At 66.4% G+C, this 12,038-nt stretch carries 8 protein-coding genes; all 8 read left to right on the forward strand.

The window, feature by feature from the left end; genetic code table 11:
• Positions 1-336: 336 nt before the first annotated feature.
• The 8 genes from M8C13_RS25595 (at position 337) to M8C13_RS25630 (ending at position 12,031) form a co-directional block, all read left to right on the forward strand.
• Complete coding sequence (locus M8C13_RS25595; protein ID WP_252483241.1) at positions 337-1,671, forward strand: ParB/RepB/Spo0J family partition protein; 1,335 nt, start codon at positions 337-339, stop codon at positions 1,669-1,671.
• Positions 1,671-4,046 carry a DEAD/DEAH box helicase gene (locus M8C13_RS25600; RefSeq protein ID WP_252483242.1) on the forward strand — a complete coding sequence of 792 codons (2,376 nt, stop codon included), beginning with the start codon at positions 1,671-1,673 and terminating at the stop codon, positions 4,044-4,046. The genes M8C13_RS25595 and M8C13_RS25600 overlap by 1 nt, the downstream gene beginning before the upstream one ends.
• A gap of 215 nt (positions 4,047-4,261) precedes the next feature.
• Complete coding sequence (locus tag M8C13_RS25605; RefSeq protein WP_252483243.1) at positions 4,262-4,831, forward strand: Arm DNA-binding domain-containing protein; 570 nt, start codon at positions 4,262-4,264, stop codon at positions 4,829-4,831.
• A 698-nt stretch (positions 4,832-5,529) separates the two neighbouring features.
• Complete coding sequence (locus M8C13_RS25610) at positions 5,530-8,181, forward strand: AAA family ATPase (protein ID WP_252483244.1); 2,652 nt, start codon at positions 5,530-5,532, stop codon at positions 8,179-8,181.
• Positions 8,182-8,689: 508 nt separating this feature from the next.
• Positions 8,690-9,547 (forward strand): 3-hydroxyacyl-CoA dehydrogenase family protein, encoded by an 858-nt coding sequence (locus M8C13_RS25615; protein WP_252483245.1) that lies wholly within the window; start codon positions 8,690-8,692, stop codon positions 9,545-9,547.
• Positions 9,548-9,590: 43 nt separating this feature from the next.
• Positions 9,591-10,616 (forward strand): HAD family hydrolase, encoded by a 1,026-nt coding sequence (locus M8C13_RS25620; protein WP_252483246.1) that lies wholly within the window; start codon positions 9,591-9,593, stop codon positions 10,614-10,616.
• Entirely contained in the window at positions 10,609-10,902 is a 294-nt protein-coding gene (locus tag M8C13_RS25625; RefSeq protein ID WP_252483247.1) for a phosphopantetheine-binding protein, read from the forward strand. Before M8C13_RS25620 ends, M8C13_RS25625 begins: the two co-directional genes overlap by 8 nt.
• Positions 10,895-12,031, forward strand: a complete 1,137-nt coding sequence (locus M8C13_RS25630) for an acyl-CoA dehydrogenase family protein (protein WP_252483248.1) — start codon at positions 10,895-10,897, stop codon at positions 12,029-12,031. Before M8C13_RS25625 ends, M8C13_RS25630 begins: the two co-directional genes overlap by 8 nt.
• The last annotated feature ends 7 nt before the right edge of the window (positions 12,032-12,038 follow it).

Raw genomic sequence — 12,038 nt, forward strand, 5'->3', positions numbered from 1 at the left:
GCGTTGGCCTGCGACTTCATCACATCCTCGGCACCACCACGAACCCGGACAGCCCTTGGGCAACGCAACAAGCCCGCAACCTACTCATAGGCATCGGCGACCGGGCAGAAGACTTCCGATTCCTCATCCGCGATCGGGCCGGCCAGTTCACCGCCTCGTTCGACGCGGTCTTCTCCGGCGCAGGCATCCAGGTCGTGAAGACCCCCCACGGCGTTCCCCGAGCCAGACCTCAGTGGCCTGATCAGCGAGTACGCACCCACAGCAGTGTAAGCGCAGATCAGGCCGTGTGGCCGACTTAGGCACCCATAGGGGTGTGCCGCCGTTTCGGCACTGCGGTTGCGTGTTGTTTCAAAATTTCGGTATGGTGGTGTCGGCCTGTTCCAGGACAACGACTCATGGATGAGAAACATCATGGAGAAGTACCTGCGGTCCCCGGTCATGGTGCCGATCACGGCCTGCCACCCCGACCCCAACAACCCACGCCTCGCGCTGTCCGACGCGCCGGGCTACGCCGACGAGGCTGCGCTCTTCGACGAGACCCTGCGCAAGCAGATCCTCGAGGAGATCGGCAACGAGGCCTACGGCATCGCCGATCTGGCCGAGGCGATCGCCGGCCAGGGCTGGATGCCGATCGACAACATGCTCGGCTGGCAGCACCCGGACAACCCGAAGCGCTGGGTGATCGTGGAGGGCAACCGTCGGCTTGTCACCCTGAACCGGCTGCGTACCGACGACCTGCCGAAGGCACGCAAGAAGCTCGCGCGCGTGGAGGCCAAGGCGTCGAGCTACCCCAAGAGCGAGATCGAGGACTACCGGGCGCAGGTCCAGCGCCTGGAGCAGGTCATCGCCGACACCGAGACCCTGTCAATCGTGCCCATCGACGCTTCAACTCCCGAGGAGTTGGAGCACAAGCTGCCCCGGGTCCTCGCCGTGCGGCACATCACCGGCGCCAAGGAGTGGGGCAACTACGCCGAGGACATCTGGCTGCTCAACCGGTACGAGCACCTGTTCGCCGACACCTACGGCGAGAAAGCGGACCTCTCCTGGGACTCCGCGACCCTCAAGCGCGTGGCCCACGAGGCCTCGCTCGGCGAGACCACCACCAGGCGCCAGCTCCGGGCGGCGAAGTGGTTCAGCCACTTCCGCGCCGAGTGGGAGGACGAGTTGCCTGAGGGGGAAACGTTCGGCAAGACCGACTACTACCTGTTCGAGAACATCTCCAAGAAGCCGTGGGTCCGCCAGAAGTTCGGCATCAGCGAGGACGCCATGGCGATCCCCGAGCAGGGGGAAACGGCGCTGTTCACCTGGGTGTTCAAGGAGCCGCGGACCAAGAAGGCCGAGACCAATCCGAACATCTTCTACCGGCACGAGAACATCCTGGTCTGGGACCAGATGAACCGGTACGACGAGGCCCAGGGCACGTCGTTCGCCAGCCGGTTCGACGTGGAGAACCCGGGCGAGGCGCCGACCATGCACGAGGTCGAGGCCGAGTATCTGATGCACAAGGCGACCAAGAAGCCTCACGCCGTCCTGGACGACCTGTTGCGGCGGCTGAACGAGTTCTCGGCGAGCCAACTCACGTCTGAGGGGCACTTCCTGCGTCCGCAACTGGAGCAGGTGCGCGACGTGGCGGCCAAGTTCATCAAGATGATCGACGCCTCGGAGGCCTGATGCCCCGCCACAGCATCACCGAGTCTCGCGTGCAGGCGGTTATCCACCGCCTGGCCGACATGGTGCTTCGCCTCGGCAGCGTCAACGCCGTCGCCCAGGGCCTCTCCCAGGCCCTGGGCGACCAGGCGGGGCGCATCTACCCGAACCGGATCCATGGACTCCTTACCGACGATCCGTCCCGAGGGGTGAACACCGCGACCCTGAATCTGCTCGAGCAGGCCTGTGCCGCTTTCCAACCCGAGGCGCCGGTCGCGGAGTGGGTGTTCAGCCCGGACGCCATCCGCTCGATGGTGGCGGCCCACGCCGCCAGACTGTCCCGTCGCGAGGCGCTGGCGACGGTGGCCGACGAGCTTGGCATTCCCGTCGGCGTCGTCGCGGCGACTGCCCCCGAAAGCGCGAAACCGGCCGTCGCCGTCCAGCAGGACTCCCGCCTGATCCCCGACTGGTCCTGGCAAGACGACGCGGTGGAGGCATCGCTGAAGTCTTTGTCGCAGGGCGCTATCAAGGCCGGCTTGATCGTGCCTACCGGCGGTGGCAAGACGCGCATCGCACTGCGGATCGCCCTTGAGTGGCTCACCGCCCAGGAGCCGAGTCGCACTGTTCTCTGGGTTACTCACCGTCACCTGCTCAAGACGCAGGCCAGGAGAACGCTGCAGGCCTTGATGCGTGAGTCAGGGCTTGGGTCCGATGAGGCGACTCAGGCCTTCGAGCGGGTCCACTTTGCGATGACGAGCAACCTCAACGGGACCCTGGCGAACCTCGGCGACTCGCTGTCCCTAGCGATCGTGGACGAGGCGCACCACGCTGCGGCGTCCTCTTACGCGCCCATCCTCAACCTCAAGAGCGTTCCGGGCCTGTTCCTGACCGCCACGCCGAATCGGTCAGACGTCCTGCCGATCGGCATCGACGAGATCACGTACACGATCACCTATCGCGAACTGTTCCGCCGGGGCTGCGTCATCGAGCCGGTCTTCGACCCTCCGGAGAACATGCCGGATCTGGATTGGCACTCGCCCGGAGGACTGCGCGATCTTGCGGACTACCTGCTCGAGCGGACTGACACCGACTTCGCGAAGCCACTCGTCGCTGTATCGCTGCGCGAGCGTGCCGAGAACCTGTACAGGGCTCTCCTCGAGCAGTTGGAGATGAGAGACTCGCACCCCCTGGTGAGCGATGACATCGCCTTCGTTCACGGCGACGCCAACAGTCGCGGCCTGCCCACACCGGGAGAATTCCTGGACGAGTTCGCGGCACGGCCAGCTGGGATTCTCATCGCGACCAGCCAACTCGTCGGTGAGGGGTTCGACGATCCATCCATCGACGCCGCCGTCATCACGTACCCCTCCTCCAGTATCGGCCACCTCATGCAGGTGGCGGGTCGGGCGCTACGCGCAGCGCCAGGAAAATCCACCGCCCACGTCGTGCAAGTCCACGATTCAACTCTCGAGTACCACTTCGAGCAGCGGTGGCTCTATCAGGACATCTCGGATGCCCTGCGCCCGGCCCTCGTCGACTTGACCTACTCATCGCCGGCGGACCTCGAGGTACAGGTTCGTCGGCAATTGGAAGAACACCACGTGCCTGGACGCATTGCCGCCGACCTCCTGGAGGAACTCCGAACTGTGCCGGCGAGCGCCCCGATCCATCTCATGCTCACCGGCCTTCCCTACTTCGGCGGCGTGGACGACTTCGAGGCCCAGGCCTCGTGGAGTGCACTACTTGTTACGCCGACCGAGCGGCACCGGTTCGTGCACGCCTTCAACGAGTTGTCCTCCCGGACGGAAGATCTCCGAGACCAGGCCGCATGGTTGTTGCAGCGACTGGGCAGAACGACGTCATCTCAACACCTGCGCACGTCCTACGCCAACCTCGTGCCGGCAACTGAACACGCTCGCAGGGAGATCGCCGGCACGCCCTACTACGGGAGCGAGAGTCGGGGCTATCGGCCAGGGCGAAATACGACGTGGCTCAAATATGTGACGTTCACGTTCGCCCCCGCGGTTCCGTCAGCGCTCGAGAAGTTGTTCGCAGACTCGTACAACCGTAATCCCGTTCTTGCCCAATATGTCGCTCAACCTGAGAAGTGGCGCTCAGCGCTCCGCCTGGAATTGCCTATTCACGGATCAGAGGCATTCCTCTTGGACGCAGAACAAGCTGTCTGGCTGAACGAGCAACTGAGCGAACTCGAACGCAAGCTCGCAGCGAGTAGTCGGCCCCGAGTGTTCATTGACCTTGAGGCGTGGCGAGTTGCGATCGACCGCTGTTCGCTTCCCCGCCGCGTCATCGAGCACATCGAGCAGTTGCTACGACCGGAGCGACGTGAGCATCACCTGCTCGCCCTCGACGCAGAGCCCACTGCGAAAACGACGGAGTAGAACATGCATCTTCAGTCAGGCCAGCGAGTCAAGCGCAAGGACCTTGCATCAACAGTACGGCGGCAGCTGGCAGGCTGACGGGCTATTCCACTGCACCGGCGAAGGCCAACGCGGAGATCGGCAAGTGATGGTACATCCGCAGGGCTCGTGAGCTTGGCCTGTTGCCCTCTTTGGGTTCGCCCGAGGGGGAGCGATAACGAAGGAGCACCACTGCAGTGGGGGACCCGATCGAGAAGATCGAGCTGAAGGACGGTACGACGAGGTACCGGTTCGTGATCGACATCGGGCGCGACCCGGCGACCGGCAAGCGTAGGCAGTTGACGAAGACCTACGACACCAAGAAGGCAGCCCGCGCCGAGTACGCCAAGGTCAAGCGCCAGACCGACGAGGGGACGTTCGTCGGGCCGGACAAGACCACCGTGTCGGCATGGCTGGACACCTGGTTGAAGTCCACGACGGTGGGCGTTGAAAAGGCCACCGCCGCCAACTACGCCGACGCCCTGCTGCCGGTGCGCGAGCGGCTCGGCGAGAAACGGCTCCAGGAGGTCACCGAGGAGGACGCGGACGAGTTGGTGAGCTGGATGCTCACCTCCGGTCGCAAGCGCGGCGGGAAGGTCGGCAGCGGGCTCAGCGTGCGTTCCGTGCAGCCCACGCTAGGGCGCTTCAGATCATCGCGGAACGTAGCGTCGCGGCGCGGGCTGGTCGTCCGCAACATCGCTTGGTACACGCAGATCCCGCGCGAGGCGCGGCGCAAGGCGGCGGCTGCGGCGGGTGCCCTGGAGTGAGGCGGAGGTGAGACAGTTCCTCGCCTCGATCCGCGACCACAGATGGAGCGCCGTCGACCTCGACGCCGGGACGCTGTGGAAGGACTGAGCGGCATGCTCCGGCCTGTTCTTCGAGGTCAGCCTCCAGCTTAACCGGCCGAGTAAAGGAGTCCGTTGTTCGCCCGAACCCCCGGTGATGGCTTATGGCACGAGGTTCTCCAGCGCAGCCAGTCAGTGGTCATCGCTGACCTCAGCGCACCCGCTGACCATGTGTCGTATCGGGAGGCTGTCGGGTGGGCGGTTTCGGGTCGTGTCGCGGCCCGAGACCACTGCTGCTGTGCCACACCGCCGCGCCATGACTCCTGTCGCCTCCTGAGTCAGGGATTGGGTGCTCGGGGCGTGCACCCATGACCGTCCCCGACTACGCCAGCGCCGGACATGCCTCGCGAAACAGCGTCATCCCTGATCGTTCCGTGTCAGCGTGGCCATCCAGATACAGAAATCAGGGCTGGTTCAACAGGTCTGAATGGTCTAGTAGCGCGGCATGCGACACTGCCCCGAACGGCGCTATGGTCAATTTAACCAATTCAGGTAATTTGTTCGCCGAGGCATCTTTGGGGTAGATGCCGGACGAGGCATCTCGGGGGTAGATGCCGGGATTCCCGTGCAGAAGATCCTTTCCGGATTTCTGTCCGGATGAGATCACCCGGGGGGGACACGTGGAACTGGTCGGGCGTGAGCGCGAACTGGAACTACTGAATGATGCGGTGCGGTCAGCCGGCGGAATGCTCGACGGCACCTTCGTGGTCACCGGACCCGGGGGTGCTGGCAAGACCGCGCTTCTCAGCGCCTTCGCCCGGGGACTCGATGAGGGCCTGGTCCTGTTCGCCGCCGGCTCGCGGGCCGAGCGTGACATCGGACTCGGTGTGCTACGCCAGCTCATGGCGCACCCGAGACTGCCGCCAGCCGCGGCGCAACTCGTCGACCGCATGGCGGGGGTGGACCGGCTCGCGCCGGACGGGGCCACATCGGTCCGCGGTCGTCCCCGCTCGACCGTGCACCGATCTGACGCGCTGCTGCTCGACGAACTGTGCCGCGTGCTTACCGTGGAGTCCGAGCGCCATCGCGTCGTGATCATGATCGACGACGTGCACGAGGCCGACAAGCTGTCCCTTACCGCGCTGGCCTACCTGCAGCGTCGCTTCCGCCTCAGTCGCGTAGTTTTCGTGCTAGCGCAGCCGTTCCTGCCAGCGGGCAGCGTCGACGTCGACGGCCAGTTGCCCGGCAAGCGCCTGGTGCTCTCGCCGATGTCGCCCGCGGCCGTCGGCACCCTGGTCGCCGCCGAGCTGGGTGGCGCGTGGGCCGCTGAGCACGCGGCCGAGGTCCACGAGATCACCGGCGGGAATCCTGGCCTGGTCACCGCGGTCATCGACGACCAACTTGCCGTCCACTGCGCGCACTCGCCCACGGACCGGGTCGCTCCTGGCCCGATGTTCGCTCAGGCATACCTGACCTACCTGCACCGCTTGGGCGCGCCGACCGTCGCCATCGCGTATCGCCTCGCGCTGCTCGACGAGCAGCTGACCAGCGCGACTTCCGCCACGGCGTTACTCGTCGCCGTCATGCCGTCCCGGGCCGACCAGATCGCGTGCGCCGTCAACGAACTTGAAAGCGCTGGCCTGCTGCACGGCGGGCGCTTCCGCCACCCCGCGGTCCGTGCGGCCGTGGAGCGCAGCACGCGGAAGAGATCCACCGAGGCAGACGCCCCGGGAACGGTGACAGGGCTGCATCTGGTCCGGCCCGACGCCGAACTCGTCAACGCGGGCGTCGAGGCAGTCGACTGGAGCCAGCCGCGATGGCTTCTCGACGACACCCCGGCGGAGCTGGCCCTCCTGGACCGGCCGCGCGACGGCGAGGCCGGCGGCCGGCATCCCGAACGGGAGGCAACGGACTGCGCGGCCACCGGCAAGCGCGCCGCCCAGAGCCGACACCGGCTGCGTCCCAACGTCCGGGGGACCGCGGCCGGGTCCGCCGTGGCGTCCCCGGATGCCGATGGGGAATCCGCGGCGCTGGCACCCGCACGGCCCGGTCTCGACACTGACGACGCCACGTCCGAAGTGACCCGCGACCGGTCGGCACCGCCAGTAGGGACACCGGGGTCCCGGCACGACGATCCGTCGCCGCGCACGGCTGCTGGGCTGTCGTCGCGCGTTGTCGCCCTGTCACTGCACGCTGCCGATCCGTCGTCGGACGCTACCGGCGGACTGTCACCCCGCGACGAACCGTTCGCACAGTTCGTTCCCCTGGCCCACCGCTATGCCGACGGGCAGGTGGCGCGGTCGCGCCTGTCACCGAGCGAAGTCGCGAGCCGCCGCGCCCTCGCCGGAGAGACCGGCCGCCTGGTCTGGCAGGCCGAGGCCAAGCGGCGTCGCGGCGAGCTGCGCGAAGCCGTCCAGATGGTGGAGACCGCGCTTCGGATGCTTCCCGCGGGCGAATGGGGCCCGGCACTCGCCGGCCCTCTGTCGGTCGCGGTCACGGCCAATACCGCGATGGGACGGCTGGACAGCGCCGAGCACCTGCTGCGGGCAGCCATGTCGGAGTCGCTGCTCGACACCCACTTCGGGCTGCGGCTGCTCTGGTCGCTCGGCCAATACCAGATCGCGCGTCGGCGGCCGGGCGAGGCGCTGGACACGTTCTTCCGCTGCGCACAGACGATGGTCGGGCGAGGACTGGACCGACCGGCCCTCGCGCCGTGGCGCACCAGCGCGGCGGAGGCCCAGTTCATGCTCGGCAACGAGCGTGTGGCTCGCTCGCTCGCCGCGCTGGAGCTGGAGCGGGCAGGGCGCGAGGCACCCCGTACCCGAGGGCGCGCCCTGCGCGTGCTGGCCTCGACCTGCCGGCCCCGGGACCGGCTGGGGCTGCTGAAGGAGTCGGTGCAGCTGCTCAGCGGCAGCGGCGATCGCGTCGAGGTCGCGCACTCCCTACGGGAGCTGAGCCGCGCGCACAAGCTGGTCGGGGCCGCGCGCGAAGCGCACTCCGCCGCGGCACGGGCCTTCGATCTCGCGCGGGCATGCGGCCTCCAGCCTCTGGTGGAGGATCCACTCCTCGTTGAACTGATCGGCCCGCTGGGGCAGCCGGCCCCACAGACCGATCCGCTCACCGAGACCGAGCGCAAGGTCGCGACACTCGCGGTCCGCGGACACACCAACCGGCAGATCAGCAAGAAGCTCTTCATCACGGTGAGCACCGTCGAGCAGCACCTCACCCGTATCTACCGGAAGCTCAACGTCACCGGACGCGCGACGCTGGCCCAGCTGCTGACCGACGAGATGGGTCGCCTGCGCGGCGTGGACGGCTGCCAAGCCGGATAATCCGACGGCACCTCTACGGTGGGGCAACCCACCACGGGCCCTGGGAGCCGTTTCGGCTCCACCCGTGTCCGCGCTCGACGGCCGGTGACCTCTCGTGTGGCGGCCTGCCGCGGCGCTCTCGCAGACCTGCCGCGAACTCCGCTCCGTCCGCGTCCCCGGACGGTGGCGAACTCGCGCCACCGTGCCCACGGCTGGTGACACCGGGCACGCCGCCGTAGTCGCCGACCAGGCTCGTCCCATCGCGACGATCCCTGATCCCGCATCTTCCGGCAGCACCCCTACCCCAGGCCCGGACTGGGGTCCCCTCTTCGGCGATTAAGGGGTGTTCAGCCGGTCGCCGCCCCGCAGATCGTGGGCGCATCGAACCGCCGACCCGGGGAGCCGACATGATCGATCGATCGCAGCACGGTGCGCGCCCGTTCGACCCCATGGCGGCCACAACAGGATTCCCAGGCGGCCGGGCGACGCCCGGTCCCGGCACCGCGACAGCCCGGCGGGGGTGATGGCGATGCCGACGGTGGGGATTGTCGGAGCCGGGGTGATGGGCAAGGACGTGGCCATCACCTGCGCCGCTTACGGGTACGACGTGGTGCTCTGCGATCACGACCCCGGGGTCCTGGCCTCGGCGGCCCGCGACATCCGAACCCTCGTGCGGCGCTACCGGCTCATGGCACCGGACGAGCCTTGCTGGAACGACCCGGGGATTCCCGGTCGCATCCGGATCGGCGAGGACCTGGCCGTGCTCGCCGGCGCCGATTGGATCGTCGAGAACGTCGTCGAGGACGTCGCTGTCAAGGAGCAGGTACACCGCGAACTGCGCGAGGTGGGTGGGGCGGGTTCCCGGATCGCGGTGAACACCAGTTGCGTCTCGATCACGAGGATCGCCGCCCTCGCCGCGCGGCCCGAGGAGGTGATCGGCATGCACTTCATGAATCCGGTCCCCCTCATCAAGTGCGTGGAGCTGGTGCGTGGACACCACACCTCCGATGAGACGACGAAGCAGGCTGAGGCCTTCGTGAGCGTGCTGGGCAAGCGGCCGGTCGTCGTGCGCGACATGCCGGGATTCGTCTCCAACCGGCTGTCCCACCTGTTCATGAACGAGGCGGCGTTCCTCGTCCAGGAGGGGGTCGCCGAACCTGAACAGATCGACGCGATATTCACCCTCGGCTACGGCCACAAGATGGGTCCCCTGGCCACCGCGGATCTCATCGGTCTGAACACCGTCGTCGACTCGTTGCAGGTGCTCTACGACGACATGCAGGACCCGAAGTTCCGTTGCTGCCCATTGTTGAAAAGGATGGTGGCCGCCGGACTGGTCGGCCGCAAGAGCGGCCAGGGATTCTATACCTACACCGCTTCTCGATGACCGTGAAAAGTACCTGACGGGTCGGAGCAGGAAATTGGAACGGATGAAGATGGCAAAGTGTGTCGTATGGGATCTCGACGACACGCTCTGGCGAGGGACGCTCTCGGCGGGGGACGACGTCGTTGTTGAACCACAGGTCATCAAGATCGTCAGAACTCTCGACGCGCGCGGGATCCTGCAGTCCATCGCGAGCAAGAACAATCACGACGACGCCATGCAGAAGCTCGACGAGTTCGGCATCGTCGAGTATTTCCTCCATCCACAGATCAACTGGAACAGCAAGTCCAGTTCCATCACCGTGCTGCAGGAAAAGCTGAACATCGGGCTGGACACCTTGGTCTTCGTTGACGACCAGGAGTTCGAACGTGATGAAGTCGCCTTCGTCCACCCTGACGTCGAGACGATCGACGCCGCGGACCGCCTCTCGCTCGTGACGCTGCCCCGGTTGTCCCCGGCTCACGTCACCGAGGACGCACGGCGTCGGCGGCTGATGTACCAGCAGGGCGAGCAACGCGACCGATCCGAACTCGCGTTCCAGGGACCCCGGGACGAATTCCTGCGCAGCCTCGGCATGATCCTCACCATCTCCCAGGCAGGCGGGGACGACCTGCTGCGGCTGGAGGAACTGATCCAGCGGACCAGTCAGCTCAACTCGACCGGTGTCCACTACTCCCACGACGAACTCGAGAAGCTCCTCGACGACCCGGACCACGACCTGTGGGTATGCGAGCTGACTGATCGCTACGGCGGTTACGGCAAGATCGGGATGGCACTGGTCGAGAAGGCCGAAGACTGCTGGACGATCGCGCTTCTGCTCATGTCCTGCCGGACGGTCTCCAAGGGCGTGGGGACCGTACTCCTGCACTTCTTGATCAAAGAGGGCGCAGCGCGGGGCGTCCGCCTCTTCGCCAGGTTCCGGCGCACTGATCGCAATCGCCAGATGCTGTTCACATACCAGTTGGCGAACTTCCGCGTTGTCTCCCAGGTCGGTGCCGAGCACCTCTTTGAGAACGATCTCACGATCGTTCGTGACTATCCCGACCACGTAAGGGTGAACGTCGATGCATGACAGCGGATCTTCAGTCGATGCGGCCGGCGGCATGGACGTCCGCGACAGCATTCGTGAGTTCGTCAGGGCCAACATCACCGCGCTGGGCGACACCGAACTGAGCGACGACGACCACATCTTCGACAAGGGGTTCGTCACCTCCATTTTCGCCATGCAACTGCTGGCTCACATCGAGGGCGCTTTCGGTGTCGAGGTCCCGGACAACTACCTCAACCTCCGCAACTTCAGCTCGGTCGAGCGGATGGCGCGGATGGTGGACGAACTGAGGGCAGCGCGCCGTGGCTGACGGTTCCCCGATTCCGATCATGACGCGGGCCGTGGCCTTCGCCGCCGAACTGGCACCCCGCGCGGCGGAGTTCGACCGCGCGGAACGCCTCCCGCACGAGGTGATCGAGCAGATGGCGGATTCGGGATTCCTCGGTGCGACGGTGCCGGTCGAGTGGGGGGGCCTTGGCCTGACCCCGCTCGAGTATGGCGAACTCACCGAGGTGATCGGCAAGGCATGCGCCTCGACCCGTGCTCTGCTGACCGTCCACACGTCACTGGTCGCCGAGACGCTGGCCGGCCGGGCGTCCTGGCGGATCAAGGAGAAGTACCTGCCCGACCTTGCGAGCGGGCGACGGATCGCGTGCTTCGCGCTGTCGGAGGCCGGTGCGGGCTCCGATGCGGCGTCGATGTCCACCAGCTACCTGAAGAAGGGCGAGGACTTCGTCCTCAACGGCCGCAAGAAATGGATCTCGTTTGCGGGGATCGCAGACGTCTTCCTCGTCTTCGCAGCGGACAACGGCGTCGTCAGTGCGTTCCTTGTCGACCGGGAGACGGCCGGTGTCGAGATCCGGCCGATGTCGGGAATGCTCGGTAATCGCGCTACGCACATGGCTGAGGTCGTGCTTTCCGACGTGAAGGTCCCGGCCGAGAACCTCGTCTGCGGAATCGGATCCGGATTTGCCTTCGTCGCCAACACGGCGCTGCTCCTCGGGCGCTACAGCATCGCGTGGGCGGGCGTCGGGATCGCCCAAGCGGCTCTGGAGGAGATGTGCAGCCATGCTGCCCGGCGCGAACAGTTCGGTTGCAAGATCGGCTCGTTCCAGCTGGTACAGAAGATGATCGCGGACGCCGTCACCGGCGTCTCCGCCGCGCGCGAGCTGTGCAGGCGGGCCGGTCGGCTGCGCGCCGAACGCAGCCCGGACGCGATCGCGGCGACAAGCATTGCCAAGTACTTCTCCTCGACCGTCGCCGGACGCGTCACGTCGGACGCGGTCCAGGTGCTCGGCGGAAGTGGGTGTTGGAGCGGTTATCCGGTCGAACGCCTTTTCCGGGAGGCGAAGATTCTGGAAATCATCGAGGGCACCTCGCAGGTTCAGCAGACGCTGATCGCTGATTTTGGCCTGACCACATTCGCCAGGAAAGGCTAGGTCCGGG

It is taken from the genome of Crossiella sp. SN42, from assembly GCF_023897065.1.
In the GTDB taxonomy this organism is placed as follows: domain Bacteria; phylum Actinomycetota; class Actinomycetes; order Mycobacteriales; family Pseudonocardiaceae; genus Crossiella.

What these genes read in the sequence shown, in the direction of transcription:
- M8C13_RS25600 (WP_252483242.1), top strand. Translation starts at nt 1,671, where the DNA reads ATGCCCCGCCACAGCATCACCGAGTCTCGCGTGCAGGCGGTTATCCAC.
- M8C13_RS25615 (WP_252483245.1), top strand. Translation starts at nt 8,690, where the DNA reads ATGCCGACGGTGGGGATTGTCGGAGCCGGGGTGATGGGCAAGGACGTG.
- M8C13_RS25620 (WP_252483246.1), top strand. Translation starts at nt 9,591, where the DNA reads ATGAAGATGGCAAAGTGTGTCGTATGGGATCTCGACGACACGCTCTGG.
- M8C13_RS25625 (WP_252483247.1), top strand. Translation starts at nt 10,609, where the DNA reads ATGCATGACAGCGGATCTTCAGTCGATGCGGCCGGCGGCATGGACGTC.